This is a genomic window from Tsukamurella spumae, assembly GCF_012396015.1.
Lineage (GTDB): Bacteria > Actinomycetota > Actinomycetes > Mycobacteriales > Mycobacteriaceae > Tsukamurella > Tsukamurella spumae.
The window spans coordinates 26,223-49,699 of record NZ_JAAXOQ010000023.1 but is presented as its reverse complement, the minus strand read 5'-3'; the positions used below and the strand labels follow the sequence as shown (position 1 = coordinate 49,699).

General features: G+C 71.6%; 21 protein-coding genes. 4 read left to right on the top strand and 17 right to left on the bottom strand.

The features are described 5' to 3' along the window. The first annotated feature begins 141 nt into the window (after nucleotides 1-141). Nucleotides 142-1,026, top strand: coding sequence for a LysR family transcriptional regulator (locus HF999_RS16315; RefSeq protein ID WP_312854169.1), 885 nt, complete (start codon nucleotides 142-144; stop codon nucleotides 1,024-1,026). A gap of 49 nt (nucleotides 1,027-1,075) precedes the next feature. Here the strand turns inward: HF999_RS16315 and HF999_RS16310 are convergent, their stop codons facing one another. Then, nucleotides 1,076-1,564, bottom strand: coding sequence for an Lrp/AsnC family transcriptional regulator (locus HF999_RS16310; protein ID WP_168546901.1), 489 nt, complete (start codon nucleotides 1,562-1,564; stop codon nucleotides 1,076-1,078). Between the two features lie 131 nt (nucleotides 1,565-1,695). On the opposite strand from HF999_RS16310, the gene pdhA reads away from it, so the two are divergent. Genes pdhA through HF999_RS16295 form a run of 3 tightly spaced genes read left to right on the top strand, consistent with a single transcriptional unit; the run spans nucleotide 1,696 to nucleotide 5,129 of the window. Beyond that, nucleotides 1,696-2,841, top strand: a complete 1,146-nt coding sequence (pdhA, locus tag HF999_RS16305) for a pyruvate dehydrogenase (acetyl-transferring) E1 component subunit alpha (RefSeq protein ID WP_168546900.1) — start codon at nucleotides 1,696-1,698, stop codon at nucleotides 2,839-2,841. 3 nt (nucleotides 2,842-2,844) lie between these two features. Then, nucleotides 2,845-3,849: an alpha-ketoacid dehydrogenase subunit beta gene (locus tag HF999_RS16300; RefSeq protein WP_168546899.1), complete on the top strand. Its 1,005-nt coding sequence runs from the start codon at nucleotides 2,845-2,847 to the stop codon at nucleotides 3,847-3,849. Continuing rightward, nucleotides 3,846-5,129, top strand: coding sequence for a dihydrolipoamide acetyltransferase family protein (locus HF999_RS16295; protein ID WP_168546898.1), 1,284 nt, complete (start codon nucleotides 3,846-3,848; stop codon nucleotides 5,127-5,129). Before HF999_RS16300 ends, HF999_RS16295 begins: the two co-directional genes overlap by 4 nt. A gap of 11 nt (nucleotides 5,130-5,140) precedes the next feature. On the opposite strand, the gene HF999_RS16290 is transcribed toward HF999_RS16295, so the two are convergent. From HF999_RS16290 to pyrR, 16 genes are all read right to left on the bottom strand, one after another. Next, nucleotides 5,141-6,961: a neutral/alkaline non-lysosomal ceramidase N-terminal domain-containing protein gene (locus HF999_RS16290; protein WP_168546897.1), complete on the bottom strand. Its 1,821-nt coding sequence runs from the start codon at nucleotides 6,959-6,961 to the stop codon at nucleotides 5,141-5,143. Nucleotides 6,962-7,031: 70 nt separating this feature from the next. Beyond that, nucleotides 7,032-9,023 (bottom strand): primosomal protein N', encoded by a 1,992-nt coding sequence (locus tag HF999_RS16285; RefSeq protein WP_312854168.1) that lies wholly within the window; start codon nucleotides 9,021-9,023, stop codon nucleotides 7,032-7,034. 14 nt (nucleotides 9,024-9,037) lie between these two features. After that, a complete protein-coding gene (gene metK / locus HF999_RS16280) occupies nucleotides 9,038-10,261 on the bottom strand; it encodes a methionine adenosyltransferase (RefSeq protein WP_168546896.1) in 1,224 nt (407 codons plus the stop codon). A 43-nt stretch (nucleotides 10,262-10,304) separates the two neighbouring features. Continuing rightward, nucleotides 10,305-11,543 carry a bifunctional phosphopantothenoylcysteine decarboxylase/phosphopantothenate--cysteine ligase CoaBC gene (gene coaBC, locus HF999_RS16275; RefSeq protein ID WP_168546895.1) on the bottom strand — a complete coding sequence of 413 codons (1,239 nt, stop codon included), beginning with the start codon at nucleotides 11,541-11,543 and terminating at the stop codon, nucleotides 10,305-10,307. Between the two features lie 11 nt (nucleotides 11,544-11,554). Then, nucleotides 11,555-11,827 carry a DNA-directed RNA polymerase subunit omega gene (rpoZ, locus tag HF999_RS16270; protein ID WP_068520856.1) on the bottom strand — a complete coding sequence of 91 codons (273 nt, stop codon included), beginning with the start codon at nucleotides 11,825-11,827 and terminating at the stop codon, nucleotides 11,555-11,557. Nucleotides 11,828-11,897: 70 nt separating this feature from the next. Then, nucleotides 11,898-12,494, bottom strand: a complete 597-nt coding sequence (gene gmk, locus HF999_RS16265; protein ID WP_168546894.1) for a guanylate kinase — start codon at nucleotides 12,492-12,494, stop codon at nucleotides 11,898-11,900. Nucleotides 12,495-12,500: 6 nt separating this feature from the next. Then, a complete protein-coding gene (mihF, locus tag HF999_RS16260) occupies nucleotides 12,501-12,815 on the bottom strand; it encodes an integration host factor, actinobacterial type (protein ID WP_168546893.1) in 315 nt (104 codons plus the stop codon). A gap of 316 nt (nucleotides 12,816-13,131) precedes the next feature. Further along, on the bottom strand, nucleotides 13,132-14,343 hold the full coding sequence (locus tag HF999_RS16255; RefSeq protein ID WP_168546892.1) for a cation:proton antiporter: 1,212 nt from the start codon (nucleotides 14,341-14,343) through the stop codon (nucleotides 13,132-13,134). After that, a complete protein-coding gene (locus tag HF999_RS16250; RefSeq protein ID WP_168546891.1) occupies nucleotides 14,340-14,822 on the bottom strand; it encodes a cation:proton antiporter regulatory subunit in 483 nt (160 codons plus the stop codon). The genes HF999_RS16255 and HF999_RS16250 overlap by 4 nt, the downstream gene beginning before the upstream one ends. A gap of 24 nt (nucleotides 14,823-14,846) precedes the next feature. Beyond that, the gene (pyrF, locus tag HF999_RS16245) at nucleotides 14,847-15,641 is read right to left on the bottom strand and encodes an orotidine-5'-phosphate decarboxylase (RefSeq protein WP_168546890.1); all 795 of its coding nucleotides are present in this window, start codon (nucleotides 15,639-15,641) and stop codon (nucleotides 14,847-14,849) included. Then, nucleotides 15,638-18,967 carry a carbamoyl-phosphate synthase large subunit gene (gene carB, locus HF999_RS16240; RefSeq protein WP_168546889.1) on the bottom strand — a complete coding sequence of 1,110 codons (3,330 nt, stop codon included), beginning with the start codon at nucleotides 18,965-18,967 and terminating at the stop codon, nucleotides 15,638-15,640. Before carB ends, pyrF begins: the two co-directional genes overlap by 4 nt. Continuing rightward, nucleotides 18,967-20,118: a glutamine-hydrolyzing carbamoyl-phosphate synthase small subunit gene (gene carA, locus HF999_RS16235; protein WP_168546888.1), complete on the bottom strand. Its 1,152-nt coding sequence runs from the start codon at nucleotides 20,116-20,118 to the stop codon at nucleotides 18,967-18,969. Before carA ends, carB begins: the two co-directional genes overlap by 1 nt. Next, a complete protein-coding gene (locus tag HF999_RS16230; RefSeq protein ID WP_312854167.1) occupies nucleotides 20,115-20,609 on the bottom strand; it encodes a PH-like domain-containing protein in 495 nt (164 codons plus the stop codon). The genes carA and HF999_RS16230 overlap by 4 nt, the downstream gene beginning before the upstream one ends. Next, nucleotides 20,606-21,919 (bottom strand): dihydroorotase, encoded by a 1,314-nt coding sequence (locus HF999_RS16225; protein WP_168546887.1) that lies wholly within the window; start codon nucleotides 21,917-21,919, stop codon nucleotides 20,606-20,608. The genes HF999_RS16230 and HF999_RS16225 overlap by 4 nt, the downstream gene beginning before the upstream one ends. Further along, on the bottom strand, nucleotides 21,916-22,872 hold the full coding sequence (locus HF999_RS16220; protein ID WP_168546886.1) for an aspartate carbamoyltransferase catalytic subunit: 957 nt from the start codon (nucleotides 22,870-22,872) through the stop codon (nucleotides 21,916-21,918). Before HF999_RS16220 ends, HF999_RS16225 begins: the two co-directional genes overlap by 4 nt. Beyond that, nucleotides 22,869-23,456: a bifunctional pyr operon transcriptional regulator/uracil phosphoribosyltransferase PyrR gene (gene pyrR / locus HF999_RS16215; RefSeq protein ID WP_168546885.1), complete on the bottom strand. Its 588-nt coding sequence runs from the start codon at nucleotides 23,454-23,456 to the stop codon at nucleotides 22,869-22,871. Before pyrR ends, HF999_RS16220 begins: the two co-directional genes overlap by 4 nt. Nucleotides 23,457-23,477: the final 21 nt, after the last annotated feature.

The following is a 23,477-nucleotide window of genomic DNA, read 5'->3' as shown; positions in this document are numbered from 1 at the left end:
CTGTCGCCCTGATCCTGACCCGATCACGACGAGTCGGTCCATGTCCGAAACCGGTCACATCATGAACCGATCAGCTAATACCACTGGTCAAACACCCTGCCTGCGAGTGCTGTGCATCACAGTCCACTACAGTTGCCGGTCGTGGACCTCAACCTGCACCACGTGCGTTACCTCATCGCGGTCGTCGACGACGGTCACTTCGGACGCGCCGCCGCACGGCTCTACATCAGTGCGCCGTCGCTGAGCCAGCAGATCCGCAAGCTCGAACGCGCAGTCGGCGCGGAGTTGATCGACAGGTCGGCGCACCCGCTGCGGCCGACCCCGGTGGGCCGGCGCTTCCTCGACGACGCCAGAGTTGCGCTCGCAGCTGCGGACCGCGCAGTGGCTGCGGTGGACGCCCATCTGCGCGAGGAGAAGCGGACGCTGCGACTCGGGTTCATGACCGCCTCGACGGGCCAGCACTCCCGATCGATGATCGCGGCGCTGCGCGCACGGATGCCGGAGGCCGTCGTGAATCTGGTGGAGCTGCCGTGGCCTCAGCAAAGCTCGGCCGTCCGCGACGGCAGTGTCGACGCCTCTCTCGTCAGGCCGCCGGTCGCCGACACGGAAGGCCTCGAATTCGACGTGCTGCGGCCGGAGAACCGCGTCGCGGTGCTCCCTGCGGACCATCGGTTGGCCGGTCGGTCCGCGATCGCGATCGGTGACCTGGACGGCGAAGTCTTCGTCGACGACGACGAGGCCGACCCGGCGTGGGTCCGATGGTGGGCATGTGACCCGCGCCCGAGCGGCGTACCGGTGCAGTACGGCCCGTCGGTGCGGACTATCGACGAACTGCTCGAAGCGGTCGCGAGCGGTGAGGCCATCGCCCTGACCGGTGAGTTCGTCGCCGACATCTATCGGCGTCCCGATGTGGTGTTCGTTCCTGTGACCGATGTCGCCCCATGCGCGTTGTCGCTGTGCACGCGGACGGGCGACCGTTCCACGCTCGTCGTCGCACTCAGGCGCGCGGTCCGCTCCCGCGAGTAGCGCCTTAGCCGAACGGTTCACGTCGCCGGCGGCAGTCGGTCGCGAAAACCTACCCGACGGTGCCGTCCCCGGACCCCGGCGCGCCGGCACCATCGGCCTCGTCGAAGACGAGCCAGGTACGGGTGGCACGCACCCCGCCGAGTGCCTGCAGCCCGACGAGCACGACGTCCCGAAGGGCGGCGTTGTCCGGGGTCCGGACCAGGACCAGCACATCGAAATCGCCGCCCACGAGTGCGAAGTGCTCCACGTAGGGCAGCTCGCGCAGGTGCTCGGCGACCTGCTTCCACGCGTCCTGCCGGATCGAGAGCCCGATGTACGCGGAGGTACCGAAACCGGCCCGGCCGTGGTCGATTCGGACGCCGTAGCCGCGGATGACACCCACGCGTTCGAGGCGTTCGACCCGAACGTAGGCGTTGGCGCGGGAGACGTGGACGCGCTCCGCGAGGGCGCGCATGGAGATCCGTCCGTCCGCTGCGAGGACGTGCAGGATGCGCCGGTCGTACTCGTCCAGCCGGGGCTCCGGGGAATCGTCCGCCATCCGTCCATCTCCGTCCCGTCCGGCACCCATCAGGCCGGACATTTGGCTCACTTCTCTCCTCAATCTACGACATCTGTCTTGCACTTCCTGTTGCGTCCGAGATCTTCGTCCGTCGGTGAGACCCTCGTCACATGCCGAGAACGGAGGACGATGTGACCACCACCGACGTCGTGGGCGAGCCGAGATACCGGAAGTTCCTGCCGGCGGACACGCCCGTCCAGTACCTCGATGAGGCGGGAGCGCTCACCGACTCGCACGCGCGATATCCCCACCCCGACGAGGACCGCATGGTCGAGATGTACCGGCGCATGGTCCACGGGCGACGGTTCGACACGCAGGCCACGGCGCTGACCAAACAGGGCCGGCTCGCGGTGTACCCGTCCTCGCACGGGCAGGACGCCTGCCAGATCGCGGCGGCGATGTGCCTGCGGCCCACCGACTGGCTGTTCCCGACCTACCGCGATTCCGTGGCGCTCACCGCCCGCGGCGTGGACCCGGTCCAGGTCCTGACCCTGCTCGCCGGTGACTGGCATTGCGGCTACGACCCCGTGGCGCTGCGCACCGCGCCCCAGTGCACACCGCTCGCGACCCAGCTGCTGCACGCCGCGGGCGTGGCGCACGGCGAGCACCTACGCGGCACCGACACCATCGCGCTCGCACTGTGCGGCGACGGCGGCACCAGTGAGGGCGACTTCCACGAGGCCCTCAACTTCGCGGCGGTGTTCCAGGCGCCGGTGGTGTTCCTGGTGCAGAACAACGGTTTCGCGATCAGCGTTCCGCTCTCGCGGCAGACCGCCGCACCGAGCCTGGCGCATAAGGGCGTCGGCTACGGCATCGGCTCGGAGCAGGTCGACGGGAACGACCCGATCGCGATGCTCGGCGTGATGCAGGAGGCCGCGCACTTCGTCCGCTCGGGCAACGGGCCCGTCATCGTGGAGGCCCACACGTACCGGATCGACGCGCACACCAACGCCGACGACGCGACCCGCTACCGCACCCCCGCCGAGGTCGAGGAGTGGATCCGCCGCGACCCGATCACGCGGCTGGAGACCCACCTGCGGGCACGGGGCCGCATCGACGACGCCTTCGTCGCCGCGGTCGCCGACGAGGCCGAGGCCGCCGCCGCGGACCTGCGCGAGCGGATGAACGCGGACCGCCCCGTCGATCCCGCGGACCTGTTCCGGCACGTGTACGCCGAGCCCACGCCCCAACTGCGCGAGCAGCAGGCACTCGTCGAGGCGGAACTCGCCGCCGCCCACGCTTCCCGGGAGGACTGAAACATGCCGCGTCACACCATGGCCCAGGCGCTCAACACCGCCCTGCGGGATGCGATCGCCGCCGATCCGAACGTGGTCGTGTTCGGCGAGGACGTCGGCACGCTCGGCGGCGTCTTCCGCGTGACCGACGGCCTGACCCGCGAGTTCGGCGCCGACCGCTGCTTCGACACCCCGCTGGCCGAGTCGGGGATCGTCGGGTTCGCCGTCGGCATGACCATGGCGGGCTTCAAACCCGTCGTCGAGATGCAGTTCGACGCCTTCGCCTACCCCGCGTTCGAACAGATCGTCTCCCACGTCGCGAAGCTGCGCAATCGGACTCGTGGCGCGCTCGCCGTGCCGATGGTGATCCGGGTGCCGTACGCGGGCGGCATCGGCGGCGTCGAGCACCACTGCGACTCGAGCGAGGCCTACTACGTCCACACGCCCGGGCTGAAGGTGGCCGCGCCCGCGACGGTCGCCGACGCCTACACGCTGCTGCGCCGGGCCATCGACGACCCCGACCCCGTCGTCTTCCTCGAACCCAAGCGGCTCTACTTCTCCTCGGAGGAGACCGATCTCGCGATCGGCGAACCCTTCGGCCGGGCGGTGGTGCGCCGCCCCGGGACCGACGCGACACTGATCTCCTACGGCCCCTCGGTCGGCGTCGCCCTCGACGCCGCTGCGGCGGCCGCCGAGGACGGGCGCTCGCTCGAGGTGGTCGATCTCCGAACGCTCGTGCCCTTCGACGACGAGACCGTGGCCGCCTCGGTCCGGCGCACGGGCCGGTGTGTGGTGGTCCAGGAGGCGCAGGCGTTCGCCGGCGTCGGCGCCGAGATCGCGGCCCGCGTGCAGGAGCGCTGCTTCCACCATCTGCACGCACCGGTGCTGCGCGTAGCGAGCCTCGACATCCCGTATCCCCCGCCGAAGCTCGAGCGCCTGCACCTGCCCGGCGTGGACCGGATCCTCGACACGGTGGACCGGCTGCAGTGGGACGATTCCGTGGACCCTCGATGGGCGGTGACCGCATGAGCGAGAAGGTGTTCCGGCTCCCCGATCTCGGCGAGGGACTGGCCGAGGCCGAGATCCTGTCATGGCGGGTCGCGGTGGGCGACACCGTGACCGTCGACCAGGTGGTGGTCGAGGTGGAGACCGCCAAGGCAGCGGTCGAGGTGCCGGTCCCGTACGCGGGCACCGTGGTGGCCCTGCACGGTGCGCCCGGGGACGTGCTGCGTGTCGGCGAGCCACTGATCGCCGTCGGCAGCGGCAGCGACAGCGGCGATCACGCGGGCGCCTCCGGCAATGTCCTCATCGGGTACGGCACCAGCGCGGACCAGCCCGTCCGGCGCCGTCGGGCCACGGCCCGCCGGAGCACCGTCGAACCGGTACCGCCGGGCCCGGCGGCCGCGCCCCCGGCACCATCGCCGTCGCCCTCGGCCGTGCGGGTGATCTCCCCCGTGGTGCGCGCGCTGGCACGCGAGCACGGCCTCGACCTGGCGACGGTCCGCCCCTCGGGCGTGGGCGGCGTGATCCGGCGCGCGGACGTCGACGCGGCCCTCGCCGAGCGCGGCGCCCCCGCCCCCGGGGCCGCCGCGGCCCCGGCCACCGGGTCCCGTAGCGATGTCCACATCCCGCTCAACGGCATCCGGAAGGCCGTGGCGGACAAGCTGAGCACCAGCCGGCGTGAGATCCCCGACGCCACCACCTGGGTCGACGTGGACGCCACCGAACTACTGGCGGCACGGACGGCGATGAACGCGGCACTGCCCGAGTCCGACCGGGTGAGCCTGCTCGCCCTGCTGGCCCGGCTCACCCTGGCTGCCCTGCGGCGCTATCCGCAGCTCAACGCGTCCGTCGATCTCGGGCGCAGGCAGATCGTGCAGTACGGTCGCGTGCACCTCGGGATCGCCGCACAGACCCCGCGCGGACTGGTGGTGCCCGTGCTCGCCGACGCGGACACCATGACCACGGTCGAACTCGCGCAGCGACTCTCGGAGACCACCGCGCTCGCCCGCGACGGCAAGCTGCCGCCGGGCCGGCTCACCGGCGGCACCTTCACGCTCAACAACTACGGCGTGTTCGGCGTCGACGGCTCCACGCCGATCATCAACCACCCCGAGGCGGCGATCCTGGGGATCGGCCGGATCATCGACCGGCCGTGGGTCGTCGGCGGCGAGATCGCCGTCCGCAAGGTCGCTCAGGTGTCGCTGTCCTTCGACCACCGCGTGTGCGACGGCGGCGAGGCCGGCGGCTTCCTGCGGCTGTTCGCAGACTACATCGAGGACCCGGTCAGAGCACTGGCCCACCTCTGAGTCGGCCCCGCTCAGCCCACCCGCACCGGTGCCCACGTGTACCGGCCGGGAACGGCATCGGCGTAGCCCACCCGGTACCGACCGGCGCGCCCGCCGAGATCGACCGCCACCGTCGCCGTGAACGCGGTTCCGGTTCGCCTCCAGGAGATCTCCGTCTCGGGCGAGTCGTCGTCGGCGATCGCGATCCAGCGCCCGCCGACCCGCTCCTCGACGCGGGCGTAGCTGTCCGGGATCACCCGGTTCGGGTGCGGGCACTCGAAGTCGACGGTGAGCCGTCCGCCCGGCTCCGGCGACCGCACGGCCGCGACCCGGACCGGGCGGGGCCCACTGAGCACCGTCGAACCCGACGGTGACCCGAACCGCCCGGGGCGCTGCCGCGCCGGCGGCGTCCCGGGCTCGCTGGGCCGACCGGCGGCCAGGTCCGCGGCGAGCCGGGACGCCGTCTCGCTCACGGCGGCCAGCTGGTTGCGGCCGAACACGGTGGAACCGGCCTCGTAGCGCTGCGCGTCGTACTCCTCGGGCGTCGTCAGGTAGTGGCAGTACCCGTTCGCGTAGCCCTGGACCAGGACATCGCCGGCGGCGATGCCCGCCGCCGCGGCGACCGCATCCCGCAGCCGCGCGCCCGCCGTGACCGTGACCTCCATCGGCAGGCACAGCAGATGCAGCTCGCCCAACCGGATCAGCTGCACCGGCAGGCGTTCCTGCACCCAACCCAGCGTGCCGACGGGCAGCAGCATCTCCTTCGGCGCCTGCTGGACCGCGAGGACCCGGTCGCGCCGGTACAGCGCCCGGCTGATCGCGCCGACCCGGTTGCCCAGCCCCTGATGGAAGACCGTCGCGCCCAGCCCGTCGGAGGTGCCCGCGGCGAAGGCGGCGCCGAGCACGGCACGCCCCGTGGGTCCCGAAACGGTCTGCGCGGTACCGAAATCGACGTAGGTGAGCCGGTGGTCGACGACCGGCGCGAGCGGGCGGCCCGGTGCCGCGGCCAGGGCCCGGGCCGCGTCGAGCTGCCGACTGGCGATCTCCTCGGTGTTCTCGCGCTCGTCGTCGGTCGGCCCGTGCCCGGCGCTGCCACCGAGATTCGGCGACATGTCGCCGGCGTTGGTCTGGGCGAACGCGCTCACGAAATCCGGCAGGCGATCGCGCTCCAGCGCCTCCCACGCCGACGCCGCCCGGCCCTTGTTGTCGGAACTGATCAGGCGGTTGCCGTTGCCCATGGACGTGCAGTGCACCGCGAACCAGTCGATCGCCGCGCGGAGCTCGCCGCCGCGCTCGATCCGCACCAGGGTGACCGCGGGGTCGATGCGCCCGGGGAGCCGAGCACGATCGGGGTTGCGGTCGAACGAGCTCGCGCTGCGGTTGGCCGAGGCGTCGTGCAGCTCACCGCGGGCGACCGACAGGTCCGCGGGCGCGAGCGCGGCCTCGGCCTCGAGGACGGCCCGGACCACGCCGTCGACCAGGCGGTGGAAAGTCCGACGATGATGCCCGAGGGTCGTGATGTTGTACAGGCGGTGGCGTCCGTGGCCGCCGGGACCGCAGTGCGTGTGCGTCGCCGTGAGGACGACGTTCTCGGCGGTCAACCGGCCCCCGGTCGCGATCGCCAGGCGGTCGGTGATCTCATCGACCGCCGCCTGGAAGAACATGCCGATGTCCGCGACGACGTAGGCCACGCGGTGCGCGGGCGCGGCCACGACGAAGGCCCGGGCCCACTGCCGGGTGAGCAGGCCCCGGCCGCGCTGGCCCGGCATTCCGTACCCCATCAGGCCCACACCCCAGGGCTCGCCGGTGATGTCCGTCTTCGCCCAGCCCGCGCGCAGCCCCGTTCCGCTCATGACAGCAAGGCTAGTTGTCGGCCGGCGGCGGACCGCCCGCCCGGATCCATCCGATCCGGCGGAACCACATCTACCCGATCCGGAGCGGATCGATCTGGATCCGCACGGGATCGCCCTCCCGCCGCAGGCTCCGGCCCACCTGGGCCAGGAACAGTGCCCGCGCGAGCGCTCGCCCGTCCCGCCTCGCGACCCGGACCAGGAGCCGACACGGGGGCGGACCGTCGTCGGGCACGCCCGGGACCCGCACGCCGGGCGGCAGGTCGACGGGGCCCAGCACCTCCGCACCGTCGGGCAGGGCGGCCGCGTCCGCAAGGGCGCGCACGTCGGCCTCGACACCGTCGAGCGCCGCGAGGTGCGTCGCGGGCGGGAAGCCCACCTCCGCTCGCTCGGCGAGCTCGGACGCGGCGAAACCTGCGGCATCCCAACGGATCAGTGCCTGCACAGCGGGAATGCCCGCGTCCGCACCGCACACCACCGTGCCGTCCGCGGCCACCAGCGCCGTGGCATTCATCCAGCGGCGCAGCGTCTCCTCCCCCGCCCGCAGATCGGCCCGGCCCAGCAGCAGCCAGCCGTCGAGCAGCAGCGCCGCCCCGTAGCCACCCTCCACCACCGGCTCGGCGCCCGGCGTGGCCACCACGATCCGACGGCCCGCCGCCGTCTCGGTCAGCACGGACTCCCCGCCCGAGGTCGTCACGACCGCGCCCGGGAACGCGCGCCCCAGCTCCTCGGCCGTCCGCATCGCACCCACGATCACCGCCCGCATCGTGGTCCCGCCGCACGTCGGACACCGGTACGCGGCGTCGACCTGCGCGCACCAACGGCAGCGGAGCACCCGGCCGGACGCCTGCTCCAGCGGGCCGTGGCATCGTCGGCACCGCGCGGGCGTCCGACACCGTTCGCAGGACAGCGCCGGCGCGTAGCCCCGCCGGGGCACCTGCACCAGCACCGGACGGTCGGCGTCCAGCGCCGCACGCGCCGCGGCGAACGCGGCCGCGGGCAGCCGCGCGGAGCGGGCCAGCGGATCGCGCGCGAGCGCCGTATCGGAGTCCGCCACGCCCACGATGCGCGGCGAGCGTTGCCGCACCAGTTCCCGCGGCGCCGTGATCTCCGCGGCCCAGCCCGCGTCCACCAGGGCCTGCGACTCCGGGGTCCGGGCGAAACCGCCGATCACCAGCGCCGCACTCTCCTGGTGGGCGCGCAGCGCGAGCACCTCGCGGGTGTGCGGATAGGGCGCGCGGGGCTCGACCAGTGACTCGTCTCCGTCGTCCCACAGCGCCACGAGACCCAGATCGGGTAGCGGCGCGAAAGCTGCGCTGCGAGTACCGATCACCACCCGGGCGCGGCCGAGCCGCGCGAGGAGCCAACGCCGGTACCGCGCCGACGGCCCGAGCCCCGCCGCCAGCACCGCGGGGTCCAGATCCGCGCACGCCGCCGCCAGCCGGTCGAGGTCCGCCTGATCCGGGACGATGAGCAGAGCCGTACGGCCGGAGGCCACGACGGTGGCCGCGAGTTCGGCGAGCCGCACCGCCCACGCCTCCCCGGGGAGCGCCTGCCAGATCGCCCGGGGCGACCTGCCGCCGACCGCCGCCGCGGCGAACTGCGCGCCGTGGGCGTACTCGGTGAGAGCACCGTCCGGCGGCGCGGGGGGCGCGGCTTCGACGGGGTCCTGCTCCAGGAGCGCCTTCTCGACGCGCGCGTGCCGGGGCGGGATCGCGAGCCGCAGCACGTCGGCGCGGGTGCCCGCGTACCGTGCGGCGACCTCCGTGACCAGACGCAGCACCGCCGGCGTCAGTACCGGCAGCGGCGAGATGACCCGCACCAGCGGGGCGAGCCTGCCCTCGTGCTCGGTGCGCGGCAGCCGTTCGAGCAAGTAGCCGTCGACGAGCCGGCCGGAGAAGCGCACGCGGACGCGGACCCCCGGCTGCGCCGCCTCTGCCAGCTCGGGCGGGACCAGATAGTCGAACTCCCGATCGAGGTGACTGACCTGCAGGAGGGGCAGCACCCGAGCGATCGGGAGTTCGACGGCGGCCTGAGCCGCCTCGGCCGGGCCGAGTCCGCTCACGCCGGTGGGCTCTGTCAGAGGCCCGCCGCGGCGCGCAGCGCGTCCACCCGGTCGGTGTGCTCCCACGGCAGGTCGATGTCGGTGCGGCCGAAGTGACCGTACGCCGCCGTCGGCGCGTAGATCGGCCGCAGCAGGTCCAGCTCGTTGATGATCGCGCGCGGGCGCAGGTCGAACACCTCGGTGATCGCCCGCTGGATCGTGGCCGGGTCGACCTTCTCGGTGCCGAAGGTCTCGACGAACAGGCCGACCGGGGCCGCCTTGCCGATCGCGTACGCGACCTGAACCTCGACGCGCTCCGCGAGCTCCGCGGCGACGGCGTTCTTCGCCACCCACCGCATCGCGTACGCGGCGGACCGGTCCACCTTCGACGGATCCTTGCCGGAGAACGCGCCGCCGCCGTGCCGGGCCATGCCGCCGTAGGTGTCGACGATGATCTTGCGGCCCGTCAGACCAGCGTCGCCCATCGGCCCGCCCAGCACGAACTTGCCGGTGGGGTTCACCAGCAGCCGCACGTCGGAGGTGTCCAGGGTGGGCAGGTTCAGCTCGGCGATCACCGAGTCGAGCACATGGCTGCGCAGGTCCGGGGCCAGCATCGCATCGATGTCGATGTCCGCGGCGTGCTGGCTGGAGATGACCACGGTGTCGAGCCGGACCGGCTGCTCGCCGACGTACTCGATGGTGACCTGGGTCTTGCCGTCGGGCCGCAGGTAGGGAAGCGTGCCGTTCTTGCGGACCTCGGTGAGCCGACGCGAGAGGCGGTGCGCCAGCGAGATCGGGAGCGGCATCAGTTCGGGCGTGTCCGAGCACGCGTAGCCGAACATCAGGCCCTGATCGCCCGCGCCCTGGGCGTCGATCTCGTCCACGGCACCGTCGACGCGGTGCTCGTAGGCGTGGTCCACGCCCTGCGCGATCTCGGGGCTCTGCGCGCCGATCGCGATGTTCACGCCGCAGGAGTTGCCGTCGAAGCCCTTGGCCGAGCTGTCGTACCCGATCTCCAGCACCTTGTCGCGCACGATGTGCGGGATGTCCGCGTACGCCGAGGTGGTGACCTCGCCCGCGACATGCACCTGCCCCGTGGTCACCAGGGTCTCGACGGCGACGCGCGATGTCGGATCCTCCGCCAGCAGCGCGTCGAGGATCGAGTCCGAGATCGCGTCACAGATCTTGTCCGGGTGCCCCTCGGTGACGGACTCGCTGGTGAACAGGCGATGGGCGGAATTGGCGAATCCGGAAGCCACTGTCGAAGGTCCTCTCGATGGAGTTTGCGATGTAATAAGAAATCTAGCGGGCGGGGCCCAGTCGTGCGGACGCCGCGTCCAGTATGCGCGCGGCCATGGCGGACTTCGATCCGAGCGGTAGCGCGCTCTCGCCGCCGTCCGCCCCCAGGAGCCAGCCCGAGTTCTCGTCGACCTCGAACGCTCGGCCGTCGCCCACCGCGTTGAGGACCAGGAGTTCGCACCCCTTGCGCTGCAGCTTGGCCCGGCCGTAGTCCAGGACCGTGCCGCGGGCGTCACCCGTCTCGGCCGCGAATCCGACGATGACCGCGTCGGACCGCAAGGCGCCGTCCCGGCGCGCGGCGACCAGCCCGGCGAGCACGTCCGGGTTTTCGACCATGGTGATCGATTCGAGCGCCTCGCTCTTGCCGTCCGCGCCCTTCTTGAGCTTCGTCGTGGCGACCTCTGCCGGGCGGTAGTCCGCGACCGCGGCGGCCATGATGACGAGATCGGCCGCGGCGGCGTGCTCGGCCATCGCGGCCTGCAGGTCGAGAGCGGAGGTGATGCGCACCACCTCGACCGCGGGCGGATCCGCCAGGCCGATGGTGTTGCCCGCGACCAGGACGACGCGGGCGCCGCGCTGGGCCGCGAGCCGGGCCAGCGCATAGCCCTGCTTGCCCGAGCTGCGATTGGTGAGATAGCGGACCGGATCGAGCGCTTCCTTGGTGCCGCCCGCGGAGACGACGACCGTGCGCCCCTCGAGGTCCCGGTTCAGCGCGCCCGGATGCTCCAGGAGGACGTCCGCGAGCGCGCCGATCTCGTCGGGCTCTGGCAGCCTTCCGGCTCCCGTGTCCTTACCGGTCAGCCGACCGGACGCGGGCTCGATGACGACTGCGCCCCGCTCCCGCAGGGTGGCGACATTGGCGCGGGTGGCCGGGTGCTCCCACATCTCGGTGTGCATCGCCGGGGCGAAGACCACCGGGCACCGCGCGGTGAGCAGCGTGCCGGTGAGCAGGTCGTCGGCGCGGCCCTGCGCGGCCCGCGCCATCAGGTCTGCGGTCGCCGGCGCGATCACGACGAGGTCGGCCTCCTGGCCGAGGCGCACGTGCGGCACCTCGGGGACGGACTCGAAAACCGAGGTCTGCACCGGGTTGCCGGACAGCGCCTCGAAGGTCGCCGCGCCCACGAACTTGAGCGCGGACTCGGTGGGGATGACCCGCACCTCGTGCCCGCGTTCCGTGAAGTGCCGGACCAGTGCGCACGCCTTGTAGGCGGCGATGCCGCCGCCGACGCCGACGATGATCATGGGCTGTTAGTTCACTCGCCCTCGGTGTGCTCCAGGAGATCCTCGTGGATCTCGCGCATCGCGATCGACAGCGGCTTCTCGTGCAGGCCGGGCTCGACGAGCGGGCCGACGTACTCGAGGATGCCGTCCGAGAGGCTGTTGTAGTAGTCGTTGATCTGCCGCGCGCGCTTGGCCGCGTAGATCACCAGGGCGTACTTCGAGGAGGTGCGCTCGAGCAGCTCGTCGATCGGCGGGTTGGTGATGCCGAGCGGCTGGTCGTACACGGTCTCAGTGGTGGTGCTCACGCTTCTCCTACGTCACGAACTTCACTATTGTCGCTGGTTCCGACCAGTCTACGCCCCCGGAACGGGGGACCTACGCCCTCGGGGCCGCAGGGCCGACCAGCAAGGATACCAAATCCGACACCGCCCGGTCCAAGTCGTCGTTGATGACGACGGCGTCGTAGTCGTCGCGGGTGGCCATCTCGGCCCTCGCGGTCTCGAGCCGCCGCGCGATCTTCTCCGGGCTCTCGGTGCCCCGTCCGCGCAGCCGGCGCTCCAGCTCGTCCCAACTGGGCGGGCTCAGGAACACCGTCAGCGCCTCCGGCAACGCCGCCTTCACGCTGGCCGCGCCGGCGAGATCCACCTCGACGAGGACGGGGCGTCCGGCGTCGAGCGCCTCGTACACGGGGCCCGCGGGGGTACCGGACCGCTGCAGGCCGCCGTGGATCTCCGCCCACTCGAGCAGATCGCCGTCGGCGATCAGCCGGTCGAAACCGTGGTCGCCGACGAAATGGTAGTCACGGCCGTCCACTTCACCGGGGCGCGGATCGCGCGTGGTGGCGGACACCGAGAAGAACAGGTCGGGCACCTCGCTGCGGAGCCTGCCGACCACTGATGACTTACCGACGGCGGAGGGGCCGACCAGTACAACCAGTCGACCCCTCCGGCCTGCGGGAACTACTCCGGACACTACGTGTCAGGCGGAGAACTTCTCGAGCAGCGCCTTGCGCTGCCGGTCGCCCAGACCGCGCACGCGGCGCGTGGGGGCGATCTCCAGCTCGGTCATCAGCTCCTGCGCCTTGACCTTGCCCACCTTGGGCAGGGCCTCGAGCAGAGCCGAGACCTTCATCTTGCCGATGACCTCGTCGGACTCCGCATCCTTCAGCACCTGCTGCAGGGTGGTGGTGCCACTCTTGAGCCGGTTCTTCAGCTCAGCGCGGGCACGGCGAGCGGCAGCTGCCTTCTCCAGAGCAGCGGCACGCTGCTCGTCGGTCAACTGGGGAAGGGCCACGATTCCTCCGTCTTCGATGTACGTACGTCTTTGCCGCGTACTTGCGACTCCTGCGACGGTACCCACGTTTCGCTCGCGATGGGAACCCCACCCCCCTCTCACCTGCGGTTTGGCCGTGATGTAGGCAACACGCCTGCGCCACGGCGCGGACACCGCCCGGCGACCGGTGTTGCAATCGAAAACCGTTGCCCCGCAATACTTTCAGAACGCCAGGACCGCGTCGAGCGGCGCGTATCGGTGTGACGGGTGAAACTCATGTGACCTGCGAAAATACCTGTATTTCCCGGCGTGCCCGGGCGTGTCGGACGGTTCCCGGTCACCTCGTCGACGATGCCGCGCCCGGGCGGACCCGCCGGACCGTCCGTTCGCCGAGCCGCACGGCCGGCTCGACCACCCGCGCGATGATCGGCCCGAGCACCGCCATGATCAGCACGTAGGTGGTCGCGAGTGCCGCCAGCCGTCCGTCCACGGCACCCGCGGACACGGCCAGCCCGGCGATGACGATCGAGAACTCGCCGCGGGCGACGAGCGCAGCGCCCGCGCGGGCCCGGCCCATGCGCCGGACGCCGATGCGGCCGGCGGCCCACCACCCGGTGGCGATCTTCGTCACGGTGGTGACCACCGCGAGCAGCACGGCCCACCCCAGCACGGGCGGGATCGACCGCGGATCGGTGTTCAGGCCGAAGACCACGAAGAACAGCGCCGCGAACAGGTCCCGCAGCGGCTCCAGAAGCCGCGTCGCCTCGTGCGCGATCGAGCCCGAGATCGCGATACCGAGGAGGAAGGCCCCCACGGCCGCGGACACCTGCAGTGCCGACGCGAGGCCCGCCACCAGGAGCGCCGCGCCGATCAAGCCCAGCAGGAAGACCTCGCGGTCCTCGCTGTAGACCAGCGCGGACACCCGATGCCCGTAGCGCACCGCCGAGATCAGCACGACCCCCACGACGACCACCGCGATCGTCACCGCCTCCGCCTCGCCCGCGAGACCGAGGCCGGCCAGGATCGCCGTGAGGACCGGCAGGTAGACCGCCATCGCCAGGTCCTCGAAGACCAGGACCGACAGCACCACCGGCGTCTCGCGGTTGCCCAGCCGCCCGAGGTCGCTGAGCACCTTGGCCGCGATGCCCGACGACGAGATGTAGGTGACGCCGGCCAGGACCAACGCCCCGGTGGGGCCCCAGCCGAGCACCAGCGCGACGATCGCGCCGGGGGTCGCGTTGAGCACGATGTCGAGCACGCCGGCCAGCCAGGACTGCCGCATCCCGGTGATCAGCTCGGTGGCGGTGTACTCCAGCCCCAGCATGAGCAGCAACAGGACCACGCCGATCTCGCCGGCGACGTGGCTGAAGTCGGATGCCTCCCCCAGCGGGATCACACCGCCCACGCCGAAGGCGAGGCCCCCGATCAGGTAGAGCGGGATGGGCGAGATCCCGAACCGGCTCGCGGCGCGGCCCAGGAACCCCAGGGCGAAGAAGATCGCGCCGAGCTCGATCAGGGCGACCGTGTTCTCGTCGAGGTGGAGGGTCACCCGTTCGTCAGGATCTGCGCGGCGGCCTCGATGCCCTGCGTGGTTCCGACCACGACCAGGAGGTCACCCGCGGTGAACACGAACTCCGGCCCGGGCGAGGCCTGCACCTCGCCGGCGCGCATCACCGCGACGAGCGAGACCTTCGTCCGCGTCCGCATCTGGGTCTCCCCCAGGGTGCGCCCGTCGTAGGGCGAACCGGCGAGGATCGGCAGCTGCCGGGTGTTGATGCCCTCGAGCTCGCGCTGCTCCTCGCGCAACTGGTTGACCAGCTGCGGCGCACCCAGCAGATTGGCGAGGACACTCGCCTCTTCGCCGGTCAGCGGGACCTGGGCCGCACAGCTGTCGGGATCGTCCCGTTCCGATAGGAACAGTTCGACGCTGCCGTCCCGGTGCGCCACGACTCCTACTCGCCTACCCGTGGTCAGCTCGAAGTCCTTACGCACTCCGATGCCGGGCAGCGGTGTCACATCGACGTTCACGGAACCGACCATAGACCCGATCGGTCAGGCCAGGGCGCGCTCCACCTCATCCCGCACCGACAGCGCGGCCGAGCGCAGCGCACCGGCATCGGGCCCCGCGGCGAGCACCTGCCGAGACGAGTTGGGCAGCACCGTCGTTCCGGTGCCGAAGATCGCCGCCAGGTCCGCCGGCGTCGCGCCCTGCGCCCCGAGGCCGGGCGCCAGGACCGGGCCGCCCAGGCCGTCCAGGTGCAGGCCGTGCTGGCGGGTGGCGCCCACGACCAGCCCGACGGTGCCGGTCCCGTCCGCGTTGTCGGCCCGGGCATCGTCGACGATGCGCTGCGCGACCCCGTCGGCCTGGACCTGCGCCCCCTCGGGGTTCGAGGTGCGGGCGAGCACGAACACGCCGCGCCCGGCGGCGCGGGCCGCGTCGATCGCCGGCGCGAGCGAGCCGTAGCCGAGGTACGGCGACAGGGTGACCGCGTCGGCCGCCAGCGGCGAGTCCTGCAGCCAGGCCCGGGCGTAGCCGGCCATGGTGGAGCCGATGTCGCCGCGCTTGGCGTCCGCGATGACGACGGTGCCCGCCTCCCGGCACGCCGCGATGACCTCCTCCAGCGCGAGCATGCCGGCGGCGCCGAACTGCTCGAAGAAGGCGACCTGGGGCTTGACGAAGCCGACCTCGCCCGCGAAGGCCTCCGCGCACCGCAGGCCGAACGCGCGGACACCTGCGGCGTCGTCGGGCAGACCCCATGCCGCGAGCAGCGGCGGGTGCGGGTCGATGCCCACCACCAGCCGGCCGCGTCCGGCGGCCGCGGTGGCGACCCGCTCGGCGAAGGTCACCGGTTCACCAGGGCGGCGTGCATGTCCTGCAGGCTCTTGACGCCGATGCCGCCGCGCAGGGCGGCCTCGATGCCCTGGACTGCCGCGGAGGCGCCCTGCACCGTGGTCACGCAGGGCACCGACGCCTGGACGGCCGCGGTCCGGATCTCGTAGCCGTCCACGCGAGGTCCGGCATTGCCGTAGGGCGTGTTGATGATCAGGCCGATCTCGCCCGTCTTGATCTTCTCGACGATGGACTGCTCCCCCTCGGGGATCACGTCGGAGTGCTTGAGCACCGTCTCCGCCTGGACGCCGTTGCGGCGCAGCACGTCCGCGGTGCCCTCGGTGGCGACGATCGTGAAGCCCAGGTCGGCGAGGCGCTTGACCGGGAAGATCAGCGAGCGCTTGTCCTTGTTCGCGACCGAGACGAAGACCTTGCCGGTGGCGGGCAGCGAGCCGCTGATCGCGGTCTGCGACTTGGCGAAGGCCGTACCGAAATCCCGGTCCACGCCCATCACCTCGCCGGTGGACTTCATCTCGGGCGAGAGCAGCGAGTCGACGCCGGTGCCGTCCGCGCGGCGGAAACGGTTGAACGGGAGCACGGCCTCCTTGACCGAGACCGGCGCGTCGATCGGCATCTGCGAGCCGTCGCCCTCCGCGGGCAGGATCCGCTGCTCGCGGAGCTCGGCGATGGTCTGCCCCAGCATGACCCGCGCGCAGGCCTTGGCCAGCTGCACGGCCGTGGCCTTCGAGACGAAGGGCACGGTGCGGGAGGCCCGCGGGTTCGCCTCGAGGACGTAGAGCACGTCGTCCTTGAGGGCGTACTGCACGTTCATCAGGCCGTGCACGCCGATGCCGTGGGCGAGCGCCTCGGTGGCGGTGCGCACCGCGTCGATGTCGGCGCGGCCGAGCGTCGTGGGCGGCAGCGAGCACGCCGAGTCGCCGGAGTGGATGCCGGCCTCCTCGATGTGCTCCATGATGCCGCCGATGAAGACCTCGCCGGTGGCGTCGCACAGTGCGTCGACGTCGATCTCGACGGCGTCCTCGAGGAAGCGGTCGACGAGGACGGGGCGATCGGGCGCGAGTTCGGTCGCACGCGAGATGTAGTCGAGCAGCGCCTGCTCGTCGTAAACGATCTCCATGCCGCGGCCGCCGAGCACGTACGAGGGGCGCACGAGCACCGGGTAGCCGATGCCGGACGCGACCTCGCGCGCACCCTCCGCGGTGGTGGCGGTGCCGAACTTGGGCGCCGGGAGCCCCGCCTCGGTGAGCACGCGGCCGAACTCGCCGCGGTCCTCGGCGAGGTCGATGGCCTCGGGCGAGGTACCGACGATCGGCAGGCCCGCCGCCTTGAGGCGGGCGGCGAGGCCGAGCGGGGTCTGCCCGCCCAGCTGCACGATGACACCGACGACGCCCGGGCCGCCCTCGCCGGAGCGCTGCTCCGAGTGGTAGACCTCCAGGACGTCCTCGAAGGTCAGCGGCTCGAAGTAGAGCCGGTCGGCGGTGTCGTAGTCGGTGGAGACCGTCTCGGGGTTGCAGTTGATCATCACGGTCTCGTAGCCGGCCTCGCTGAGGGTGAGCGCGGCGTGGACGCACGAGTAGTCGAACTCGATGCCCTGACCGATGCGGTTGGGGCCCGAGCCGAGGATGAGCACCTTGGGTCGCTCGGTCTGCGGCGCGACCTCGCTGGTCGCCGACGGGTCGAGCTCGTAGCTGCTGTAGTGGTACGGCGTCTTCGCCTCGAACTCCGCGGCGCAGGTGTCGACGGTCTTGTACACCGGACGGACGCCGTGCTCGTGCCGGTAGGCGCGGATCTCGTCCTCGGAGACGCCGCGCAGGTCCGCGATCTGCAGGTCCGAGAGACCGTGGGTCTTCGCGACGCGGATCAGGCCGGGCGTGAGGTCCGCCGTGCGGACCTCGGCGCCGAGCTCGACGACGGCCTTGATCTCCTCGAGGAACCACGGGTCGATCGCGGTCGAGTCGAAGACCTGCTCCACGGTGGCGCCCAGCTCGAAGGCGCGGCCGACCAGGTAGTAGCGGCCGTCCTTGGGGATCTTGATCTCCTCGAGCAGCTCCTCGAGGGTGCCCTCGATCGGCGCGCCGGTCCAGAAGCCGTGACGCTTGGTCTCCAGCGAGCGCATCACCTTGCCGAAGGCCTCCGCGAAGCTGCGGCCCAGGCTCATCGCCTCGCCCACCGACTTCATGGTGGTGGTCAGGGTGTCGTCGGCGCCGGGGAACTTCTCGAACGCGAAGCGCGGCGCCTTGACCACGACGTAGTCGAGTGTCGGCTCGAAGCACGCCGGGGTCTCGCCCGTGATGTCGTTGAGGATCTCGTCCAGCGTGTAGCCCACGGCGAGCTTCGCGGCGATCTTGGCGATCGGGAAGCCGGTGGCCTTCGACGCCAGGGCGGAGCTCCGCGAGACGCGGGGGTTCATCTCGATGGTGACGAGCCGGCCGTCGCGCGGGTCCTGCGCGAACTGGATGTTGCAGCCGCCGGTGTCGACGCCGACCTCGCGCAGGATCGCGATCGACTGGTCGCGCATGATCTGGTACTCGCGGTCGGTGAGCGTCATCGCCGGGGCCACGGTGACCGAGTCACCCGTGTGCACGCCGACGGGGTCGACGTTCTCGATGGAGCAGACGACCACCACGTTGTCGCGGCCGTCGCGCATGAGCTCGAGCTCGTACTCCTTCCAGCCGAGGATCGACTCCTCGATGAGCACGTTCGCGGTCGGCGACGCGGCCAGGCCGGCGCCGGCGATGCGGAGGAGGTCCTGCTCGTCGTAGGCCATGCCGGAGCCCAGGCCGCCCATGGTGAACGAGGGCCGCACCACGACGGGGTAGCCGAGCTCGGCGACCGTCTCCTTGCACTCGTCGAGCGTGAAACAGACCTTGGAGCGGGCGGATTCACCGCCGATCTTGGCGACGATGTCCTTGAACATCTGCCGGTCCTCGCCGCGCTGGATGGCGTCGAAGTCGGCCCCGATGAGGCTGATGCCGTACCTGGCGAGGATGCCCTGCTCATGCAGGCCCACGGCCGCGTTGAGCGCGGTCTGGCCACCGAGCGTGGCGAGCACCGCGTCGATCGGGAAACCCTTGTCGCGCTCGGCGACGATGACCTTCTCGATGTACTCGGGCGTGATGGGCTCGATGTAGGTGGCGTCGGCGAACTCGGGGTCCGTCATGATCGTGGCCGGGTTCGAGTTCACCAGCGAGACGCGCAGGCCCTCGGCCCGCAGCACGCGGCAGGCCTGGGTGCCGGAGTAGTCGAACTCGCAGGCCTGGCCGATCACGATCGGGCCCGAGCCGATCACCAGGACGTGCTGGATGTCTGTGCGGCGCGGCATTACTTGTCTCCTGAGGTGGTGCCCATGACGGTGGCGAACTTGTCGAAGAGGTAGGCGGCGTCGTGCGGACCCGCCGCGGCCTCCGGGTGGTACTGCACGGAGAAGGCGCGGCCGCCGAGCAGCTCGACGCCCTCCACGACCCCGTCGTTGGCGCAGACATGGCTCACGCGCCCGCGGCCGAACGGGGTGTCGAACTCGTCGCCGCGCTCCCCTTCGAGGGCGAAGCCGTGGTTCTGCGCGGTGATCGAGATCCGGCCGGTCGAGTCCTCGACCACCGGGATGTTGATGCCGCGGTGACCGAACTTCATCTTGTAGGTCTGCAGGCCGAGGGCGCGGCCCAGCAGCTGGTTGCCCAGGCAGATGCCGAACAGCGGCAGGCCGGCGTCCAGCACTCCGCGGGTCAGCTCGACCTCGTGCTCCGCGGTCGCCGGGTCGCCGGGGCCGTTGGAGAGGAAGAAGCCGTCCGGGTTGAACGAGCGCACCTCGTCGAGCGTGATGGTCGAGGGCACGACGTGCACCCGCATGCCGCGCTCGGCGAACATCCGCGGCGTGTTGGTCTTGATGCCCAGATCCACGGCCACGACGGTGAACCGGGGCTCGGCCCCGCCCGACAGGACCGGATCGATGGTGTAGGCCTCACCCGTGGAGACCTCGCCGATCAGGTTGCGGCCCTTCATCTCCGGCTGGCTGCGGACCCGGTCGAGCAGCTCGGCCTCGGGCGCCAGCGCATCGCCGGAGAAGATGCCGGCCCGCATGGAGCCGTTGTCGCGCAGCCGGCGCACCAGCGCGCGGGTGTCGATGCCGCCGATTCCGACGACGCCCTGGTCCACCAGCTCGCCCTCGAGGGTGCCGCTGGCGCGCCAGTTGCTCACCCGCCGGGTGGGGTTGCGGACGGCGTACCCGGCGACCCAGATGCGGTCGCCCCGGCTCTCGTCGTCCTCGTCGTTCCAGCCCGTGTTGCCGATCTGCGGGGCCGTCGCCACCACGATCTGGCGTGCGTACGACGGGTCGGTCAGCGTCTCCTGGTACCCGGTCATGGCCGTGCAGAAGACCGCCTCGCCGAGGGTCTGGCCGACCGCGCCGAACTCGACCCCGCGGTGGACGGTGCCGTCCTCCAGAACCAGTAGCGCGGGCGAAAGGTGAGCAGTCATTCCGTTTCCCTCTTGTCCATCAGTCTTCGATAGGTCGTCTTGTCGTCGGCGCGGAACCCGGTGTCGATGACGGTGCCGGTGGGCAGCTCCCAGCGGAGCACCAGCAGGCCGTCGCCGGGCATCACCTTGCCCGCGAGCTTCGAGGCGCGGCGGACCTCCACGATCCGGTCGTCCGCGATCCACATCGGATTGCCTCGGCCGCGCTCCATCAGGTAGCCGTCGGCGTACCGGCTCAGGTTCACGGTGGCGCGGTAACCCCAGTCGCCCACCGCGACCCGGTCCTGCCAGTGCGGCGCCACGGTGCTGCCCACGTACACGCCCGACACCGGCCCGAAGACCAGCTCGCGCAGTTGCTCGGGGGTGGTCGGGATCTCACCGACCGCCGCTGCCTGCCGCTGCCCGCGGCGGCGCCAGCCCAGCATCATCAGCGAGAACAGCACCGCGAGCACCAGGAGCACGATCAGGAGCGTCACGATGTCGCTGAGGATCACGCCCGCACCTCGGTCCCGGGCCGCGCCGTCACCCCGTCGCGGGCCGTGATCCGGCCGCGCAGCACGGTGAGGACCGGCTTCGCGCGGAAGCTCAGGTCCGCGAAGGGCGTGTTGCGCGAACGGCTCGCGAGCTCGTCCGCCCGCACCGTCCAGCCCAGGTCGGGGTCGACCAGCGTCAGGTTCGCGGGCTCCCCCACCCCGATCGGCCGGCCCTGATCGTCCAGGCGCGCGATCTCCGCGGGCCGTTCGCTCATCACCCGCGCGATATCGCGCCAGGTCAGATCGCCGGTCTCCACCGAGACCTGCGCGACGATCGCCAGCGCCGTCTCCAGGCCCAGCATGCCGGGGCGGGCCGCGGCGAACTCGCAGCACTTGTCCTGGTCCGCGTGCGGGGCGTGATCGGTGGCGACGCAGTCGATCACGCCGTCGCACAGCGCCTGCCGCAGCGCGGCCACATCGGATGCCTCGCGCAGCGGCGGGTTGACCCGATTCACGGCGTCGTAGGTGGCCAGCCGCGAATCGTCGAGCAGCAGGTGGTGCGGGGTGACCTCGGCGGTGATCGCCACGCCCTGCCCCTTGGCCCACTTGAGCAGTTCGACGGTGCCCGCGGTCGAGGCGTGGCAGATGTGCACGCGGGCGCCCGCGTCGCGGGCGAGCAGCGCATCGCGGGCGACGATCGCCTCCTCCGCGGCGCGCGGCCATCCGGTGAGGCCGAGCCGCGCCGCCTCGGGACCCTCGTGCGCCACCGCGCCCTTCGTCAGGCGCGGTTCCTCCGCGTGCTGCGCGATCACCACGCCGAGCGAGGCGGAGTACTCCAGCGCCCGCCGCATGAGCAGTGGATCCGACACGCACACACCGTCGTCCGAGAACACCCGGACGCGCCCCGGTCCGGCGGCCATCATGCCCATCTCGGCCAGCTTCTCGCCCTTGAGGCCCACGGTCACGGCACCCACGGGGTGGACGTCGACGAGGCCCACCTCCTGGCCGCGCCGGTACACGTGGTCGGTGACCACGGCGGAGTCGGCGACCGGGTTCGTGTTGGCCATCGCGAAGACGGCGGTGTACCCGCCGAGCGCGGCTGCGGCGGAACCGGACTCGATGGTCTCGGTGTCCTCGCGGCCGGGCTCGCGCAGGTGCGTGTGCAGATCGACGAAGCCGGGCAGCAGGATTCGGCCGCCGCCGTCGATGACCTCGGCGTCGTCGGCCGGCGCGAGGCCGGTTCCGATGGCGGTGATCTCGCCGCCGGCGATCGCGACGTCGACCGGATCGCCCTCGCCGTAGGGGCGGACATTGGTGAGCAGCAGGCTCATTCGGGGGATCCTTCCTTCGCCAGCAGGTGGAAGAGCACCGCCATGCGGACGTGCACGCCGTTGTTGACCTGCTGCAGGATCGCGGCCTGCGCGGAATCCGCGACCGAGTAGCCGATCTCCATGCCGCGGAGCATCGGACCGGGGTGCAGCACGACAGCGTGCTCGGGCAGCAGCGCGGCGCGCTGCGCGTTCAGTCCGAAGCGGACCGAGTACTCGCGTTCGCTCGGGAAGAAGCCACCGTTCATCCGCTCTGCCTGCACCCGCAGCATCATCACCGCGTCGGCGCCGGGCAGCTCGGCCTCGAGCGAATCGGCGACGGTGACCGGCCAGGTCTCCACGCCCACCGGCACCAGCGTGCGGGGCGCCACCAGGACCACCTCGGCACCGAGGGTGGACAGCAGCAGCGCGTTCGACCGGGCGACCCGGCTGTGCAGGACGTCACCGACGATGACGACGCGGCGCCCCTCGAGATGACCGAGCCGCTGCCGCAGCGTGAGCGCGTCGAGCAGGGCCTGCGTGGGGTGCTCGTGCATGCCGTCGCCGGCGTTGATGACGACCGGTCCGGGCAGACCGCCGAGGGCGGCCGCCGAGTTCGTCCACGACGCGATCTGTTGCGCCGCACCCGATGCCGGGTGCCGGACGATCAGCGCGTCGGCGCCGGCCGCGTGCAGGGTCAACGCGGTATCGCGCAGCGACTCGCCCTTGGCGACCGAGCTGCCGGAGGCGGAGACGTTGATCACGTCCGCGCTCATCCACTTGCCCGCGACCTCGAAGGAGACGCGGGTGCGGGTGGAGTTCTCGTAGAACACCGTCATCACGGTGCGGCCCCGCAGGGTGGGCAGCTTCTTGACCTCGCGACCGAGCAGCGCCTGCTGCAACCGGTCGGCCTCGTCGAGGATCTCCTCGGCCTCCGCGCGCGACAGATCCGCCGCGGACAACAGGTGCTTGGTCACCGGTCGACCTCCGTCGAACCCGTCTCGGGCAGCTCCGAGATCAGCACGGAGTCCTCACCGTCCTTCTCCAGCAGCCGGACCTGGACGTCCTCCTGGCGGGAGGTGGGGATGTTCTTGCCGACGTAGTCGGCGCGGATCGGCAGCTGCCGGTGCCCGCGGTCCACGAGGACCGCGAGCTGCACGGCGGCGGGGCGCCCGATGTCGCGCAACGAGTCCAGTGCGGCGCGCACCGTCCGGCCCGAGAACAGCACGTCGTCGACGAGGACGACGAGGGCACCGTCGACCCCCTGCGGCGGCACCGTGGTGCGCTCAAGGGGACGGTGCGGCTTGTGCCGCAGATCGTCGCGGTAGAGGGTGATGTCGAGGTGGCCGACGGGTACCGCCACGCCGGAGAACTCCTCGATGTGCGCGGCCAACCGCGCCGCGAGAACCGCACCGCGCGTAGGGATGCCGAAGATGACGACGCGGGGATTCGGGGTGCCGTCACCCGAATCGGTGTCTAAGGCCGTCTTCTCGATGATCTGATGCGCGATCCGTGCCACCGTCCTGGTGACATCGGCCGCGGACATGAGTTCCCGAGCCACGTGACCTCCTTCTCCGCCTCT

Excerpts from the sequence above, each read along its gene's own strand:
- coaBC (WP_168546895.1), bottom strand. The coding sequence starts at position 11,543 with ATGATCATCGTCGGCGTCGGCGGCGGCATCGCCGCCTACAAGGCGTGC.
- HF999_RS16290 (WP_168546897.1), bottom strand. The coding sequence starts at position 6,961 with ATGAGCGGAACGGGGCTGCGCGCGGGCTGGGCGAAGACGGACATCACC.
- HF999_RS16310 (WP_168546901.1), bottom strand. The coding sequence starts at position 1,564 with ATGGCGGACGATTCCCCGGAGCCCCGGCTGGACGAGTACGACCGGCGC.
- HF999_RS16300 (WP_168546899.1), top strand. The coding sequence starts at position 2,845 with ATGCCGCGTCACACCATGGCCCAGGCGCTCAACACCGCCCTGCGGGAT.
- HF999_RS16295 (WP_168546898.1), top strand. The coding sequence starts at position 3,846 with ATGAGCGAGAAGGTGTTCCGGCTCCCCGATCTCGGCGAGGGACTGGCC.
- carB (WP_168546889.1), bottom strand. The coding sequence starts at position 18,967 with ATGCCGCGCCGCACAGACATCCAGCACGTCCTGGTGATCGGCTCGGGC.
- HF999_RS16225 (WP_168546887.1), bottom strand. The coding sequence starts at position 21,919 with ATGAGCCTGCTGCTCACCAATGTCCGCCCCTACGGCGAGGGCGATCCG.
- pdhA (WP_168546900.1), top strand. The coding sequence starts at position 1,696 with ATGCCGAGAACGGAGGACGATGTGACCACCACCGACGTCGTGGGCGAG.
- carA (WP_168546888.1), bottom strand. The coding sequence starts at position 20,118 with ATGACTGCTCACCTTTCGCCCGCGCTACTGGTTCTGGAGGACGGCACC.